Annotated in this window: 14 protein-coding genes and 1 pseudogene; 6 read left to right on the forward strand and 9 right to left on the reverse strand. The window is 65.7% G+C overall.

The genetic code is table 11. The features are described from left to right. Positions 1–52: 52 nt before the first annotated feature. Positions 53–1,360 carry a CitMHS family transporter gene (locus KSS90_RS00505; RefSeq protein ID WP_046853643.1) on the reverse strand — a complete coding sequence of 436 codons (1,308 nt, stop codon included), beginning with the start codon at positions 1,358–1,360 and terminating at the stop codon, positions 53–55. Between the two features lie 268 nt (positions 1,361–1,628). Here KSS90_RS00505 and KSS90_RS00510 point away from each other — a divergent pair, with 268 nt between their 5' ends. Continuing rightward, positions 1,629–2,030 carry a GFA family protein gene (locus tag KSS90_RS00510; RefSeq protein ID WP_217867826.1) on the forward strand — a complete coding sequence of 134 codons (402 nt, stop codon included), beginning with the start codon at positions 1,629–1,631 and terminating at the stop codon, positions 2,028–2,030. Between the two features lie 109 nt (positions 2,031–2,139). Here KSS90_RS00510 and KSS90_RS00515 read toward each other — a convergent pair whose 3' ends face one another. The 6 genes from KSS90_RS00515 to KSS90_RS00540 form a co-directional block, all read right to left on the reverse strand. Continuing rightward, on the reverse strand, positions 2,140–4,098 hold the full coding sequence (locus tag KSS90_RS00515) for a DUF7844 domain-containing protein (RefSeq protein WP_217867827.1): 1,959 nt from the start codon (positions 4,096–4,098) through the stop codon (positions 2,140–2,142). Then, on the reverse strand, positions 4,095–4,415 hold the full coding sequence (locus KSS90_RS00520; protein ID WP_011531558.1) for a DUF2388 domain-containing protein: 321 nt from the start codon (positions 4,413–4,415) through the stop codon (positions 4,095–4,097). Before KSS90_RS00520 ends, KSS90_RS00515 begins: the two co-directional genes overlap by 4 nt. Before the next feature lie 35 nt (positions 4,416–4,450). Continuing rightward, positions 4,451–4,744 carry a DUF2388 domain-containing protein gene (locus KSS90_RS00525; RefSeq protein ID WP_217867828.1) on the reverse strand — a complete coding sequence of 98 codons (294 nt, stop codon included), beginning with the start codon at positions 4,742–4,744 and terminating at the stop codon, positions 4,451–4,453. A gap of 87 nt (positions 4,745–4,831) precedes the next feature. Beyond that, complete coding sequence (locus KSS90_RS00530; RefSeq protein WP_217867829.1) at positions 4,832–5,149, reverse strand: DUF2388 domain-containing protein; 318 nt, start codon at positions 5,147–5,149, stop codon at positions 4,832–4,834. A 297-nt stretch (positions 5,150–5,446) separates the two neighbouring features. Further along, a complete protein-coding gene (locus tag KSS90_RS00535; protein WP_011531561.1) occupies positions 5,447–5,659 on the reverse strand; it encodes a DUF1127 domain-containing protein in 213 nt (70 codons plus the stop codon). A gap of 442 nt (positions 5,660–6,101) precedes the next feature. Beyond that, positions 6,102–7,490, reverse strand: coding sequence for a NorM family multidrug efflux MATE transporter (locus KSS90_RS00540; protein WP_046853648.1), 1,389 nt, complete (start codon positions 7,488–7,490; stop codon positions 6,102–6,104). 155 nt (positions 7,491–7,645) lie between these two features. On the opposite strand from KSS90_RS00540, the gene KSS90_RS00545 reads away from it, so the two are divergent. The 3 genes and pseudogenes from KSS90_RS00545 to KSS90_RS25790 all read left to right on the forward strand — a co-directional run bounded on the left by KSS90_RS00545 (position 7,646) and on the right by KSS90_RS25790 (position 10,737). Next, positions 7,646–8,575: a LysR substrate-binding domain-containing protein gene (locus KSS90_RS00545; RefSeq protein ID WP_046853649.1), complete on the forward strand. Its 930-nt coding sequence runs from the start codon at positions 7,646–7,648 to the stop codon at positions 8,573–8,575. 182 nt (positions 8,576–8,757) lie between these two features. Next, positions 8,758–9,870 (forward strand): annotated as a pseudogene (locus KSS90_RS25785) (Cache 3/Cache 2 fusion domain-containing protein); the annotation flags it as partial. Positions 9,871–10,005: 135 nt separating this feature from the next. After that, positions 10,006–10,737 carry a methyl-accepting chemotaxis protein gene (locus tag KSS90_RS25790; protein ID WP_437180103.1) on the forward strand — a complete coding sequence of 244 codons (732 nt, stop codon included), beginning with the start codon at positions 10,006–10,008 and terminating at the stop codon, positions 10,735–10,737. Positions 10,738–10,874: 137 nt separating this feature from the next. Here KSS90_RS25790 and hglS read toward each other — a convergent pair whose 3' ends face one another. Both hglS and KSS90_RS00560 read right to left on the reverse strand, forming a co-directional pair. After that, positions 10,875–12,260 (reverse strand): 2-oxoadipate dioxygenase/decarboxylase HglS, encoded by a 1,386-nt coding sequence (gene hglS / locus KSS90_RS00555; RefSeq protein WP_217867831.1) that lies wholly within the window; start codon positions 12,258–12,260, stop codon positions 10,875–10,877. Between the two features lie 145 nt (positions 12,261–12,405). Beyond that, complete coding sequence (locus KSS90_RS00560; protein WP_217867832.1) at positions 12,406–13,305, reverse strand: LysR family transcriptional regulator; 900 nt, start codon at positions 13,303–13,305, stop codon at positions 12,406–12,408. Between the two features lie 136 nt (positions 13,306–13,441). On the opposite strand from KSS90_RS00560, the gene amaB reads away from it, so the two are divergent. Together amaB and amaA are read left to right on the forward strand one after the other, a co-directional pair. After that, positions 13,442–14,932, forward strand: coding sequence for an L-piperidine-6-carboxylate dehydrogenase (gene amaB / locus KSS90_RS00565; RefSeq protein ID WP_102683042.1), 1,491 nt, complete (start codon positions 13,442–13,444; stop codon positions 14,930–14,932). A gap of 143 nt (positions 14,933–15,075) precedes the next feature. Further along, entirely contained in the window at positions 15,076–16,362 is a 1,287-nt protein-coding gene (gene amaA, locus KSS90_RS00570; RefSeq protein ID WP_217867833.1) for an L-pipecolate oxidase, read from the forward strand. The last annotated feature ends 71 nt before the right edge of the window (positions 16,363–16,433 follow it).

Below are 16,433 nucleotides of genomic sequence, written 5' to 3' on the forward strand. Positions count from 1 at the left end.
AAGGCAAAGCGCCCTGATGGCGGGCGCTTTGCGGTTGGATGAGGCGCTTGTATTACAGACTGCTGAACAGCGGGAAAGTCCCCAGTGCCAGTGCGCCGAACATTATGCACAGGCACACCAGCACTGCCCACTTGAGGGTGAAGCGCTGGTGATCGCCGAACTCGATGCCGGCCAGGGCCACCAGCAGGTAGGTGGAGGGTACCAGCGGGCTGAGCAGGTGTACCGGCTGCCCGACGATCGACGCGCGGGCCATTTCCACCGGGGTGACGCCGTAGTGGCTGGCGAACTCCGACAGCACCGGCAGCACGCCGTAGTAGAAGGCGTCGTTGGACATGAAGAAGGTGAACGGCATGCTGACCAGTGCGGTGATCACCGCCATGTAGGGGCCGAACGCTTCCGGGATCACCGCCAGCAGGCTCTTGGACATGGCATCGACCATGCCGGTACCCGACAGGATGCCGGTGAAGATGCCGGCGGCGAAGATCAACCCGCTCACGGCCAGCACGCTGGAGGCGTGGGCGGCGATGCGGTCCTTCTGCTGCTGCAGGCACGGGTAGTTGACGATCATGGCGATGCTGAAGGCGATCATGAACAGCACCGGCAGCGGCAGCACGCCGGCGATCAGCGCGACCATCAGCGCGGCGGTCAGGGCGCCGTTGAACCACAGCAGCTTGGGCCGGCGGGCTTCCGGGAACTGCGATACGCTGATTTCGCTGTGGTCGATGTCGTCGGTCGGCAGGTGCAGTTCACCGAGGCGGGCACGTTCGCGCAGGCCGTACCAGTAGGCGATGGCGAGGATCGCCAGCACACCGAAGGCCATGGCCGGGATCATCGGCACGAAGATGTCCGAAGGGTCCACGTGCAGGGCGCTGGCGGCGCGCGCGGTAGGGCCGCCCCACGGGGTCATGTTCATTACCCCGCCGGCGAGGATGATCAGGCCGGCCATGATCCGCGGGCTCATGCCCAGGCGGCTGTACATCGGCAGCATCGCGGCGCAGCAGATCATGTAGGTGGTGGCGCCGTCACCGTCCAGGGACACCACCAGGGCCAGCACCGCGGTGCCGACCGAGACTTTCAGCGGGTCGCCCTTGACCAGCTTGAGGATCTTGCGCACGGCCGGGTCGAACAGGCCGGAGTCGATCATCAGGGCGAAGTAGAGAATGGCGAACATCAGCATCACGCCGGTGGGCGCGAGCTTGCTGATGCCCTGCAGCATCATCGGGCCGATGTCGCTGTAGAAGCCGCCGAACAGGGCGAACAGGATCGGTACCAGGATCAGCGCGATCAAGGCCGACAGGCGCTTGGTCATGATCAGGTACATGAAGGTGATGACCATGGCGAAGCCGAGGAAGGTCAGCATGGCGGTACTCCAGGCGTGGCGCGGCGAAAGGAAGGACGATTCGGGCGGATCAGCGCGTCAGGCGCTGCGCGAGGAGCAGGCGGAGGGGGACTGCGAAAAGGCGGGCACAGGAAAACATCAGAATCACCATTGTTGTTGTTGATTGGGCCGGGCGCGGAAATTTCCGGGTGCCCTGGCTGACCGGTCTGCTGCCGGTGGTGGCGCTATCCTATGTGGGCAAGCTTTCAGCCAGCTTTCGGCTGGTGCCAGGCGACGGGAGGTCGTTTCGATGTCGGATGTCGTGGAAGGCGGGTGCCATTGCGGTGCCCTGCGTTATCGCTTGTCGGGCGCCTTGGACGATGTCGCCCATTGCCATTGCTCGATCTGCCGGCGGGTCAGCGGGGGCACTCTGGTGACCTGGGTCACCCTGCCCTTCGAGGCTTTCCAGTGGCTGGCGGGCTCACCGCAGCGCTACATGGCGCCGGAAACCTGTAGCCGCTATTTCTGTGGCAGTTGCGGGGCGCACGTGGCGCTGGTGACGACCCATAGCCCGGATTCGATCGATGTAACCGTGGCGACGCTGGATCACCCGGAGCGGGTGCCGGCCAATCGGCATATCTGGGTGGGGAGCCGGTTGCCGTGGTTGCAGGTGGATCAAGGGTTGCCGGAGGAAGACGAGGAAAACCTGTAGGGTATTGTGCTGCCTCTTCTGGCCCTATCGCCGGCAAGCCGGCTCCCACAGGGTTATGCGATCCTTGTGGGAGCCGGCTTGCCGGCGATAGAGGCTGACCTGCCATGTACTAGGGCAGCTGCAACCCCCCGGCCGCCTTGTGCAACGCCCTCAGGTGCTCGCCCACCTGCTTGATATTGGCCTCTACTGCCTTGATCTCCCGGCCCCGCTCGGGCCCCAGCAGCGCCCTCACCTGCTGGTCGAGATCGGTGCTCAGGCGCAGCAGCTGCGCCTGGCGCTCGCTGCTCACCTGTTCCAGTTGCTTGCGCTCGCCCGGCTGCGGCAGGCCGTAGCCCCCTGCCCCGAGCAATTCCGCCGGGCGGCTGAGGAAGCCGCTGTTGGCCAGCATCGCCTGCAAGGTTTCGTTGGCCTTGTCGAAACTGCCGTCCTTGAGCGCCCGTCCGTTCAGGTAGCGTTGCTTGACCTCATCCTGGGCCAGCAGCAGCTGGCGCCGCAGCCCGGCCTGTTCGAGCAGCAGCAAGGCCGCGCTGGTGCGCAGGTCGGCGCGGTCGAACCACTGGCGGCGCTGCTCGGCTTCCAGGGCCAACCAGTCTTCCACCGTCGTCTGTTTGATCGGCAGCTGCTTGCGCAACACCTCGAACATGGCCTGGTAGCGGTCGCGGTAAGAGTCGAAGCGATAGCCCAGGCGCAGCGCTTCGCGTGGATCGTCGAGCACGCTGGTATCGGCCAGTCCCCTGCCCTTCATGACCTCGAGCAGGCCGTTGGGCATGATGCTGTCCAGGTCGTTCAGGCGTGGATTACCGGTGCCGCTGCGTAGCAGCTTGAGCGACTCCACCGCGCAGTTGTTGGACAGGAAGTAGTAGTTGCCGTCGTAGCTCCAATGCATCTCGGCGGCCTGGCGCACCAGGTTTTCGATCTCGGCGCGGCTGAGCTTAAGCGGCACCGAGGCCAGGCTGCGCAGCTCGGTCTTGGTGTACTCGTCGATCACCTGCCCCAGCGGCAGCACGAACAGCCGCGAGGGGTAGGCGCCGACCAGGCCGTCCCAGCTGGACAGCTGCACGTCGTTGACGAAGGCGCGGTATGACAGCACCAGGCTCTGGTCGAGGTCCAGGCGACAGGCCGGCCCACGTGGGCGGCCCGGGGCGCAGATCACCAGGCGCAGCATGCTGTGGCCCCAGCGGCTGACCCAGTTCTGGTTGGCCTCGGCCAGCAGGTAGTCGACCTCGTAGACCCGCTCCGGGTCGATCTCGCCCAAGGGTTGGCGGGCGAAGTCGTTGCCGGCGTTGAGGAACGGTAGGCCCTTGGCGCAGGCGTCCTGGCGCGGCGCCCAGTCGAAGTGGTCGCGCAGGTACTGGTTCAGCGCCGGGCGGCGACAGGCGTAGCTCGGGTCGAGGAGGAAGTACTCCATGTTGACCGCGACGAACTCCTTCGGGCTGCTCAGCTCGTAGGGATCCGGGCTGCGCACCAGCTGGCCGTTGTGCTGCTCTCGCTCGCCGCGCCGGCCGACGTACTGCGGCCAGCCGGCCAGGTCCAGCAGGCGCGGGTCGTCGCTCAAGGTGAAGCGGCGTTCGGCCTGGCCGCGACAGTCCTGCGGCAGGCCGACCTTGCCAAGTGCGCCCTGCTGGCGCTTGCAGCGGCTGATCAGCTGGCGCTCGGCCTGCGGCCACAGGCGGGCGCGGTCATAGATATGGGTCAGCTCGTGGAGCACGGTGGCGAGCAGTTCTTCACGGACCGTGCCATGGGGGCGGTTGGTCTTCTCGCGGACGGCGCTGCCGTCTACGAGGCCCGGCAGCAGGCGCCGGTTGAGATCCAGGCTGGCGACCGGCGAAGCCTGGCCATAGGCATCCTCGGGCATGCGCGAGGTCCAGCTGACCAGGATCTGCCGGTCGAGCTGCTGCTTGAAGCGCGGTGGCAGCTTGGCCATGGCTTCGTCGAGCAGCACCTGGCTGGCCTGCTGTTGCGAAGGGTCGAGGCCGTCGGTCTGCAGCACCAGCTGCAGATCGGCCAGGGCGGGCGTGCCAAGCAGCGTCAGGGCGCAGCCCAGCAGCCAGGCACGCATGCGCTTCACAGGGCGAGGATGGCTTCGGCCAGCACCTGGTCGCTGGCGTCGCGGGCTTCGGGCACGCGAGCGCGCAAGGTGTCGAAGGCGGCTTCGAGCTGCGCACCGCGGATGTCGCCATTGCTGGCGACGAAGCTGGCGGCGTCGTCGTGGGCTTCACGCACCACTTTCGAGTCGCGGATCGAGGTGGTGGTGTCAGAGGTGAAGTCGATCGAACGGCCAAAGGCGCGGACGATGATGTTGCTGGTGGCCACCAGGGTGTGTGCCTGGGCCAGGTCGGCGAGCAGCAGCATGCCGAGGGTGGCGGCGATCAGCGGTTTACGCATGGAGCATCTCCGGAAATGCAAGGGAGCGGGTGTAGTTATTGGACGAGAATCGCCTCGGCCAGTTCACGGTCGCCGACAGAGTGCCGGGCGCAGCCTTGGCGCAGGGCGTCGAACGCCGCCTCCAGGCGGGCGCCACGGATCAGCCCGTCGCTGGCGACGAACACGGCGGCATCGTCACGGGCCGCGACGATCCGTTTGCGGTCGAAGGGGGCGGCCGTGACCTGGCTGGTGACGTAGCCCGTGATGACCAGGCTCTGGGTAGTGGCATCCATCGCCTGGGCGCTGTTTATGCAGGCCAGGGCGGCAAAGGAAAGCAATAGGTAACGCATGGGCTCTGGAAGTGGCGATTGTCTCGGGCTGCGAAGGCTACCCCGGATGCACGGCTCGGGGCCAGTGAATCCGGGGCAAGGGCAGGGTCAGATAGCGAGGATGGCGCGCGCCAGCTGCGCATCGCTGGCTTGCAGGGCCGGCAACTGCTGGCGGATATGCACGAATGCGCTTTCCAGCTTGGCACCGCGGATGGCGCCATCGCTGCCGACGAAGCTGGCGGCATCGTCACGGGCGGCCTTGACGATCTTGTCGTCGCGGAACGAGGAGGAGATATCGGACGTGGCGTCGGTCGAGGCGGCTACGGCGCCGACGACGGCGTCGGTGGTGACGACGAAGCTGGTGGCGTTGGCGGCACCGGCGAGGGACAGCAGCAAGGCGGCGCCAATCAGTTGATAACGGGACATGTTGGTGGACTCCTGCACAGGGTCAAGGGTGGTTCTGGTTATCGGACGCTCGCTTGGCTCGTCACGGTACTTTAAGTGCCAGGCGCGTAAGACAAGCGTATCACGCGGCGGTTCTGACGCCTGGGCGCGAAAAACGGATCAAATCGTAACTGTATCTATAGATTTTCAATTCTATAAAACTGTTATGTTTGCGTACGCAAGTGCTCTACTGCGCGGCTTAAAACAAAAAACCCGCCGCAGTTGCCTGCGGCGGGTTCTTGAGAATTCACGGTGCCGGCCTGGGCCGGCGGCCGGCGCTTAGCGCCAGAAAGGCTTGCTCAGCTCTTCGTAGCGCTGCGACTCGCTGATACCGGCGTCCGCCAGCAGGCGGGAGTCCAGGCGCGCCAGTTGGCGGCGGCTGGCCATGCGGCGCTGCCACAGTACCAGGGTGGACAGGACGCGCAGCGGCAGGGCGGCGTTGGAAGCTTGGGCGTTTTCGAAAACCAGGTCGGAACTGAGGGTACGTTCCATGATGTGTCATCCTTCCGCTTGTGGCGGCATTAGGGAGTGATTTAACTGGTGCCCATCTTCCTCCTCTCTCGTCCAGAACAGTAGGTACAGTTCATGTGTATTGTGATGGGCCAGTTAACTGTTGAAAGCGACTGTTGCACCGGTTATTGAGGGAACTGTACTGGTGCGCACTTTTTTGGTGCGATTTTGTGGTGTTGGCAGGGAAATGGTCGGCAGGAAGTGAGGTATATAGCAGTACAGTAGTACAGTTTTATATGGATGCTGGCTTCAAAGTGTTCAGCGATACAGTTGCGGCGCTTGTGAAATCGAGCGCCGCCCGCGCGGCGCATCGCCGGCAAGCCGGCTCCCACATCTGTTTCGGGCCAATCATGCCTGTGCCGCCGCGGCTGTACGCCTTGTTAGTGCGACGCGATTTCTGTGGGAGTGGGCTTGTCGTGGCGCCTCAAGCAGATACTGCAGCCCGCCGCGCACGCTCAGCCTTGCCCAGCAGTCGCTTCATCCGCCATTCGAAGCCGAACGTCAGCGCCACCGCCGCGCAGGCCAGCCCCAGCGCCAGCCCCCACCAGATACCCTGTGCGCCGCCACCGAAGGTGAAGGCGAACAGCCAGGCGCTTGGCGCACCCACCAGCCAGTAGCACACCAGGCCGATCAGGAAGGTGGTCTTGGCGTCCTTCAGGCCGCGGATCGAGCCCATGGCGATGGTCTGCACGCCATCGAACAGTTCGAACCACGCCGCCACCATCACCAATTGCACCGCCAGCATGAAGATCGCGGCGAAGGCCGGGTCGTTGCGATCGATGAACAGTCCGACCAGGGCGTCCGGCAGCAACCAGAACAGTGCCGCGAAGGCGAACATCAGCGATGCGCCAAAGCCAATACCCACGCGCCCGGCGCTACGGGCCGCCAGCAAGTTGCCGGCGCCGTAATAAAGGCCGACGCGCATGGTCACCGCATACGAAAGGCCCGTCGGCACCATGAACGCGGTGGAGACGATCTGCAGGGCGATCTGGTGCGCCGCCAGCTCCGTGCTGCCGAGCACGCCCATGCACAGGGCGGCAAAGGCGAACAAGCCCACTTCGACCATATAGGTGCCGCCGATCGGCAGGCCCAGCCGCCACAGCTCGCGCAGTGCCGGCAGGGAAGGGCGCAGCAGGCCCTTGCGCAGCGGGTAGGCGGCATAGGCCTTGTGCCAGCGGATATACAGTGCGAGCGCGATGGCCATGCCGAGGGTCACCACCGCCGTGACCAGGCCGATCCCCATCAGGCCCAGCTTGGGCAGGCCGAACATGCCCTCGATCAGGGCGTGGTTGAACAGGTAGTTGAACACCGTGCCCACCAGGCTGATGACCATCACCGGCGTGGAGTGGCCCAAGGCGCTGGTAAAACCGCGCAGGGCCATGAACGTCATGTAGCCGGGGAGGGCGAGCGGCAGCAGGGTCAGCAACTGCATCGCCGAGTCGACGTTCTCCGGCTTCTGGCCGAACAGCAACAGCACCGGCTTGAGGTTCCACATCACCAGCGCCGAGACCAGCGCCAGGCCCCAGGCCAGCCACAGGCCGCTCTGCGCCAGGCGGGTGACGCCCTCGATGTCGTTGGCGCCCTTGCGGATGGCCACCAGCGTGCCGACCGCGGCGATCACGCCCAGGCAGAAGATCGATACGAACGAATAGCTTGCCGCACCCAGGCCACCACCGGCCAGGGCCTGCGGGCTGATGCGAGCCATCATCAGGGTGTCGGTGAGCACCATCAGCATGTGCGCCAACTGCGAGGCGATCAGCGGCCCGGCCAGGCGCAGCAAAGCCTTGAGTTCGGTGGTGGGCGCGACGTGCATGGGGGCGGTCCTTGTTGATGATTCTGGAAGCGAGCCGTCGATTCTGAGGCTTCGGTCAGCTTTGCACAAAAGGATAAATGCGATCAGTGTCATGAGTATGACTCATGCCTGTATGATCCTCCGCACCGACCCAGCTCCCGTATGACAGGTGCGCCATGATCCGCCAACTGCCTCCGCTCTATGCGCTGCGCGCATTCGAAGCCGCCGCTCGGCTGAGCTCGTTCACCCGTGCCGGTGAAGAGCTGGCGATTACCCAGAGCGCGGTGAGCCGGCATATCCGCACCCTGGAGGAGCATTTCGCCTGCCGCCTGTTCGTGCGCAATGGCCGCAGCCTGCAGCTGACCGAAGCCGCGCGCATGTTGCTGCCCGGTGTGCGTGATGGTTTCGCCTCGCTGGAGCGGGCCTGCGAAACCTTGCGCGGTGAAGATGACATCCTGCGCATGAAAGCCCCCTCGACCCTGACCATGCGCTGGCTGCTGGCACGCCTGAGTCGCTTCCGCCATCTGCAGCCGGGCAACGAGGTGCAACTGACCAGCGCCTGGATGGATGTCGACCATGTCGACTTCAACCAGGAACCGTTCGACTGTGCGGTGCTGCTCAGCGACGGCAGCTTCCCGGCGGACTGGGAAGTGCGCCGGCTGTTCTCCGAGTTGCTGATTCCGGTGGGTGCGCCGGACCTGCTCGATGACGCGCCCTGGGACGAGCGGCGCCTGGCCGGTATCGAGTTGTTGCACCCCACGCCGGACAAGCGCGACTGGCGGGCCTGGCTGGCGCGCATGGGCCTGACCGACAAGGTCTCGCTCAAGGGCGGGCAGGTGTTCGACACCTTGGAGCTGGGCATGATCGCCGCCGCGCGGGGCTACGGGATCTCCATGGGCGACCTGCTGATGGTGGCCGAGGATGTGGCGCAGCGGCGGTTGAGCCTGCCCTGGCCGACCGCGGTGGCCAGCGGCATGGACTACTACCTGGTGTGGCCACGGACCCGGCCAGGTGGGGAGCGCTTGCGCAGGCTCAGCGTGTTTCTGCAGGAAGAGGCGGAGGCGATGGATTTGCCGGCTGTGCAGATCCTTTCGGCGCAGGGCTAGCAACGTTCGAAAGGCCACGCAAAGAAAACGTTTGCGAATATCCCGGCCCCGCACTCAAGTATTTCCTACAGACGCCGATCAATTTGCACCAGCGTCCCGGAAGAGGACGCGATTCCCCGTTGATAGGAAGCGGGCGGTCAGCGTGATCAGGACGATCCCGGCCTCTTGCCAGGAGCCTTGCCATGTCTCAACCGCGTGCCCGAATCGCCTCGCAACTCGGGATCGCCCTCGCCATCGTGCTGGCGCTGGTGATCACCGGTAGCACCCTGTTCGCCCTGCGTTCGCTGGACGACGCCAACCTCACCACCCGCCAGGCGCACCTGGCCAGCGAGGCGCGGCTGCTGGCCGACCAGCTCGATACCTTCCACGGTTCGCTCAAGGACAACACCCAGCGCCTGAGCGGCCTGTTCGAGCGCCGGTTCGCCACCGGCCTGGTGCTGCACGCGGGGGAAACGGTCAACGTCGCAGGCGCCGCGACGCCCGCGTTGTACCTGGGTGATCACCTGCTGAACAACGATTTCCACCAGGTCGACGAGTTCCAGCAGATGACCGCCGGGGTTGCGACCCTGTTCGTGCGCAGCGGCGACGACTTCGTGCGCATCAGCACCAGCCTGACCAAGCAGGACGGCAGCCGCGCCATCGGCACCCAGCTCGACCGCCAGCATCCGGCCTATCCGAAACTGATGGCCGGGCAGACCTACGTCGGCCGCGCCGTGTTGTTCGACCGCAACTACATGACCCGCTATGTGCCGGTGCGTGATGACAGTGGCCGGGTGATCGCGGTGCTGTTCGTCGGCTTCGACTACACCGAGGCGCAAAATGCCCAGTTCGCCAACCTCAAGCGTTTCCGCATCGGCCAGACCGGTTCGCTGGCGTTGCTGGACGAGCAGGGCAAGTGGCTGGTACCGCCGGCGCAGGTGCGTGACGGCGAGGCGGCGGCCCAGGCGATCAAGGCGCTCAAGCCTGGGGTAGGGCAGTTCTGGGTCAGTGCCGGCGAGCAGTTGTTCAGCGTCACCGAGCCGTTCGCCGAAGGTCCGTGGACCGTGGTGGCAAGCATGCCCGAAGGCGAAATCCGCGAAGTGACCTGGAGTGTCGGCCTGCGCCTGGCCATTGGCAGCCTGTTGGCGATGCTGCTGGCCGTGGCCGCGACCCTCTGGCTGCTGCGCCGCAAGCTGCGCCCGCTCGGCGACCTGGTGCGCCAGGCCGAGGCCCTGGGTGCCGGCGACCTCAACGCCCGCCTGAGCGTCACCAGCCATGACGAGATCGGCCAGCTCGCCCGCAGCTTCAACCAGATGGGCGATGCCCTGGCGATCATGGTCGAGCATATCCGCACCGCCTCCGACCAGGTCAGTGGCCGCGCCCGCTCGCTGGCGGGCCTGTCGTCCGGCGCCTGCGAGGGCATGGACCAGCAGTCCGGCGAGATCACCAGCATGGCCGGCGCGGTGGAAGAATTCAGTGCCACCTCGATGAACATTGCCGACAACATGGCCGGGACCGAGCGCATGGCTCGCGATAACGCGCAGCAGACCCGCATCGGTCGCAGCGCCATGGACGAAGCCTCGGTCTCCCTGCGACAGATCGCCGAGGCACTGGGCGGAACCGCCAGTGTGATGGACACCTTGGGCGCTCGCTCGCAGGAGATTGGCGGCATTGTCGGCGTGATCACCTCGATTGCCGAGCAGACCAACCTGCTGGCGCTCAATGCCGCCATCGAAGCGGCCCGGGCTGGCGAGCAGGGCCGTGGTTTCGCCGTGGTCGCCGACGAGGTGCGCGGCCTGGCCGCGCGCACCCGCCAGGCCACCGACGAGATCTCGGGCATGATCGCCAGCATCCAGCAGCAGACCGGCCATGCCATCAGCACGCTGGAGCAGGGCAACCAGCTGATGCAGGAGGGCCTGGCGCGCAACGACAAGGTGGCCGAAGCCCTGGCGCGCATCGATGAGCAGAGCCGGGTGGCGGGCGAGCAGTTTGCCGTGATCAGCACCGCGACCCAGGAGCAGAGCAGCACCGCGACGGTGCTCAGCCGCAACCTGCAGAGCATCGCCCAGGCCAACAGCGAGCAGCGAGATGTGGCCAATGAGCTGGCCACGACGGCCCGCGAACTGGAAGGACTGGCGGGGCAGTTGCGCCAGGAAGTGGATCGGTTCCGCACCCACCGATAGTGCACTGGGGCTGCCTTGCAGCCCTTTCGCCGCGGTTCGTCGCCACGACAAGCCGGCTCCCACAAGGGTACGCGTTATCCTGTGGGAGCCGGCTTGCCGGCGAAAGGGCCGCAGAGCGGCCCCGGCTTTGCGAAGTCCTACATCGTGCCCAGACCCAACGCCTGCGCACACGCCTGCAACGACCTACGCTCGCTCTGCGCATACAGCGCCAGCTCATCCTGCACCTTCAGCCCCAGCGCCTGCTCGAAGGCCTCGCGGTTGGCATTGCTGCCATAGTCGGCCTGGCCATCGTCCCCCAGGTTGGACTGGAAGATCCCCGCCGCACTCACCGGCAGGAAGTCCTCATACACCAGCGCTTCGTAATGCACATGCCCGGCGTCGATCAGCCCCTGCAGCGTGGTGGGACGGCCAGGTTGCCCGCGTGCCGCCAGCCCCTTGTCGGTGGCGAAGTAGCGGAAGTAGGCCAGCCCTTGTTCGCGCATCTGCCCCAAGTCGTCCGGAAATTCGGCGAAATGCTCGGCGAGCAGAGTCATGTAGCGTTCGGCATTGGCCTCGGCCGGCACGCCGCCCAGGGCCGCGCGGGTCGCGTCCAGCAGGCGGTCGTACAGCTGGCGCCCCTTGGGTGTCAGCGCCGCGCCGCGTTGTTCGATCTCGCCGAAGCGCGCCGTGTGGCTGCCCTGGGCATCGCTGAAAGCGACCCTTTCCTGCAGGGCCTTGAAGCTGGTCTGGCGTAGCAGTATCGGGTGGCGGCGGGTGGGCGGCCCCTCGACCACGGCCTTGGGTGGAATGCCCTTGGCCGGCATGCCGAGCTGGATGGCGTCGATGTCCAGGGTGCGTGGGGTCAAGTGGTTGATGTGGGGGCCTTTGAACGCCACCACGTCAGCGATCAGGCGGTGCTGGTCGTGCAATTGCTGGTACTGCTCGGCAGTGACGGTGGCGTCCTGGTGCCAACGGAAGGTGTGCAGTGCTTCGTCGACGAACGTGTCGGCATCGCTCGCGTTCAGGCCACCATCGCGTTCGCATTGAGCGATCAACTCCAGCACACGGGCGGTGAAGATCTGCCGCTTGTCGAGGATGCCCTGGGCCAGTGTGCGCAGTTGCGGGTTGTGGATAAGTTCCAGGCGCAGCAGCGAAGTGAACACGCGGAACGGGCTGACATGCAGCGACTGCTCATGCACGGCGCGGAACGCGGTGGAATGCACCGGTACGCCGGCGGAGCTCAGGTCGTAGTAGCCGACGGGTGCCATGCCCATGACCGCGAACAGGCGGGCGATGGTGGCGAGCTCCTCGGCGGTGCCCACGCGGATGGCGCCATGGCGCTCCTGGTCGAGGCGTTCGATCTCGCCGGTCCAGCTCAGGGCCTCGGCCACCTTGGGCTGCGCGGCCATCACCTGCCGGTTGGTTTCGCTCACCAGATCAAGCAGCGTGCCGTACAGAGGGACTTCCTGCTTGTACATGAGCGACATGGCGGCAGAGAACTGCGCACGGATGCTGTCGGGGCTGACGAAATCGTGGGCGGGCATCGCAAGCTTCCTGGATGAGTGGAGGACACTTACATGAAAGCTGGGAATGGAGATGCCGTACAAGCGAAAAAAAGTGCGGGGTTCATTCCATTTTTGATCGACCTTGACGACCCTATCGCGGGGAAAGCCCGCTCTCACGACTGAGTCAGTGGTCGCGCCGCTGGATCTGCTCGGCAACCCACTCCACCAACGCCCGCACCTTCGGCACCTCCGCCGAATGCTCGGCATACGCCAAGTAATGCGCGCCATTGCTCTTCATCGCATGGTCCCAGGCCAGCACCAGGCTGCCCTCAGCCAGCTCTTTGGCCACCAAGTAACTTGGCACCAACGCCACCCCGCATCCGGCTTGCGCCGCGCTCAAGGCCATGTAGAAGGTATCGAAGCGCGGCCCATGGTAGCTGTTGTCGGTATGCAGCCCTTGCTCCAGGAACCATTCGTGCCATGCCTGTGGTCGCGAGGTGCTCTGTAGCAGCACCAGCTCCGCCACCGCGCCGGCGTCAGGCAGGGTGCGCCCTTGCAACAGCTCCGGCGCGCACACCGGCAGCACTTCTTCGCCGAACAGCTCGATGCAGGTCGCCCCGGGCCAGGTGCCCTGGCCATAGAAGAACACCACGTCGGCCGAGCCCTGCAGCAGGGCGAAAGGCTCCATTTCGTTGCGGATGTCCAAGTGCAGGTTCGGGTGGCGCTTGCCGAAGCCCTTGAGGTGCGGGATCAGCCAGCGCACGCCGAAACTCGGTTGAGTGGCTACCTTCAATACTTCGGTCTGCGAGCCGTAGCTCAGGACATAGCGGCTGGACATGTCCACCTGGGTAAGGATCTTGTTCACCTCGGCCAGGTACAGGCTGCCGGCCGGCGTCAGTTGCAGGCGGCGGCGAATGCGCAGGAACAGGTGATGGCGCAGCATCTCCTCGAGTTGCGCCACTTGCTTGCTCACCGCGCTCTGCGTCAGGTGCAGTTCCTCGGCGGCGCGGGTGAAGCTCAGGTGACGGGCTGCGGCCTCGAAGCACTGCAGGGCGGTCATGGACGGTACCAGGCGTTTGGACATAAGCGGTCTCGGCGGCTGAAATCATTACCTGGCGGAATGATATGCGGAATAAAGGTCGTTTGTTGCACCCGAGTAATCGGATTAATACTGACCCACGACATTTTCAAGCCCTTCACCCGATGTAAGGAGAAGCACGATGGTTGCTGGATTGCTCGAGCGCCTTGGCGTTGCCGCCGCGGCTCACACCCAGGGCGATTACCCTGTCCATACCCCCATCGACGGCAGCCAGATCGCCTCGGTGAAGTTGCTCGGCAAGGCCGACACGGTTGCCCGCATCGACCAGGCGCAACAGGCCTTCGAAGCCTGGCGCAGCGTGCCGGCCCCTCGTCGTGGCGAGTTGGTGCGCCTGTTCGGCGAAGTGCTGCGCGAGCACAAGGCCGACCTCGGCGAGCTGGTGTCCATCGAAGCAGGCAAGATCACCCAGGAAGGCCTGGGCGAAGTGCAGGAAATGATCGATATCTGCGACTTCGCCGTCGGCCTGTCGCGCCAGCTGTACGGCCTGACCATCGCCTCCGAGCGTCCGGGCCACCATATGCGTGAAACCTGGCACCCGCTGGGCGTGGTCGGGGTGATCAGCGCCTTCAACTTCCCGGTGGCGGTGTGGGCGTGGAACACCGCGCTGGCGCTGGTGGCGGGGAACGCCGTGGTGTGGAAGCCCTCCGAGAAGACCCCGCTCACCGCGCTGGCGTGCCAGGCATTGTTCGACAAAGCCCTGAAAGCCTTCGGCGACGCCCCTGCGGGTGTGGCGCAACTGGTGATCGGTGGCCGCGATGCCGGCGAAGCACTGGTCGACGATTCACGCGTGGCGTTGGTCAGTGCCACCGGTAGTACCCGCATGGGCCGCGAAGTGGGGCCGCGGGTGGCGGCGCGTTTCGGCCGCAGCATCCTCGAACTGGGTGGCAACAACGCCATGATCCTGGCCCCGAGCGCCGACCTCGACCTGGCCGTGCGCGGCATCCTGTTCTCTGCCGTGGGCACCGCCGGCCAACGCTGCACCACCCTGCGCCGGCTGATCGTGCATCGTTCGATCAAGGACGACGTGGTCGCCCGTGTCAAAGCCGCCTACGGCAAGGTGCGCATCGGTGACCCTCGCAAGGACAACCTGGTCGGCCCACTGATCGACAAGCAGTCGTTCGATGCCATGCAGGGCGCGCTGGCCAAGGCCCGCGACGAAGGCGGGCAGGTCTTCGGTGGCGAGCGCCAGCTCGCCGAGCAGTACCCGAACGCCTACTACGTGTCGCCGGCCATTGCCGAGATGCCGGCCCAGAGCGAGGTGGTGCGCCACGAGACCTTCGCGCCGATCCTCTACGTGCTGGCCTACGACGACTTCGAAGAGGCCCTGCGCCTGAACAACGAAGTGCCGCAAGGCCTGTCGTCGTGCATCTTCACCACCGACCTGCGCGAAGCCGAACGTTTCCAGAGCGCCTCGGGCAGCGACTGTGGCATCGCCAACGTCAACATCGGCACCAGCGGCGCGGAGATCGGCGGGGCGTTCGGTGGCGAGAAGGAAACCGGCGGTGGCCGTGAATCCGGTTCCGATGCCTGGAAAGGTTACATGCGCCGTCAGACCAACACCGTGAACTACTCTCGCGAATTGCCACTGGCGCAAGGGATCGTGTTCGACTGATGATCGTCGCGGGGGCTTTGCCCCCGTTTCGCCGGCAAGCCGGCTCCCACAGCGACCGCGTCGATCTTTGTGGGAGCCGGCTTGTCGTGGCGACGAACCGCGACGATGGGCCGCAACAAGAATAAAATCTGCTGGAGCCGGTCATGTCCGAACTGCGTCAAGAATGCTTGTGGGAACACCTCACCCAGCCGACCGTTGCCGCCCAGGCCCTGGCCGGCGAGCACAAGGCCGATGTCTGCGTGATCGGCGGCGGCATCACCGGCCTGTCGGCGGCTATCCATCTGCTGGAGCAGGGCAAGACGGTGATCCTGCTGGAGGCCTGGAAAATCGGCCATGGCGGCTCCGGGCGCAACGTCGGCCTGGTCAACGCCGGCACCTGGATCCGCCCCGACGACGTCGAGGCCACCCTCGGGCACAAGCAGGGTGGACGCCTGAACAAGGTCCTCGGCGAGGCCCCGGGCGAAGTGTTCGCCATGATCGAGCGCCTGGGTATCGACTGCCAGGCCCGGCACCAGGGCACGCTGCACATGGCACACAATGCCACCGGCATCGCCGACCTCGAAGCCCGCCACCAGCAGTGGACCCGGCGCGGCGCCGACGTCGAGCTGCTGACCGGCGCGCAATGCCAGGAATACTGCGGTACCGACAAGATTTCCGCCGCGCTGCTCGACCGCCGCGCCGGCACCATCAACCCCATGGGTTACACCCAGGGCCTGGCCGCTGCCGTGACTCGGCTGGGCGGCAAGCTGTTCCAGCAGTCCACGGTCGAAGGCCTGGAGCGCGATGGCGATGCCTGGCGGGTGAAAACGGCGCGCGGCGCGGTGCGTGCCGACAAGGTGGTGATCTCCACCGGTGCCTACACCGAAGGCGATTGGAGCAACCTGCAGAAGCACTTCTTCCGCGGCTACTACTACCAGGTCGCTTCCAAGCCGTTGCACGGCGCCGCCGCCGACCAGGTCCTGCCCCATGGCCAGGGCTCGTGGGACACCCGCACCGTGCTCAGCAGCATCCGCCGCGACGAACAGGGCCGGCTGCTGCTCGGCAGCCTTGGCCGGGTCGACAACAAGCCCGCCTGGTTCGTGCGCAGCTGGGCCGACCGCATCCAGAGCCACTACTACCCGGCGTTGGGCAAGGTCGAATGGGAGATGCACTGGACCGGCTGCATCGACTTCACTCCGGACCACCTGATGCGCCTGTTCGAACCGGCGCCGGGGCTGGTGGCGGTCACCGGCTACAACGGGCGGGGCAATACCACCGGCACGGTGATCGGCCGGGCCTTTGCGGAGTTTCTGCTCAAGGACGACCCGGACAGCCTGCCGATTCCGTTCTCGCCGATGAAGCCGGTGAGCGCGCCATCGTTGCGCACGGCGTTCTACGAGTCGGGGTTCTCGCTGTATCACGCGGGGCAGTGCCTGCGGGTGGTGCTGTAATTCCTGTTCCGGCCTCATCGCTGGCAAGTCGCGGCGGCGAACCGCAGCTCCCGCAGGCTTTTGCACGTACC

Origin of the sequence: Pseudomonas maumuensis, assembly GCF_019139675.1 — a bacterium.
GTDB classification, from domain to species: Bacteria; Pseudomonadota; Gammaproteobacteria; order Pseudomonadales; family Pseudomonadaceae; genus Aquipseudomonas; species Aquipseudomonas maumuensis.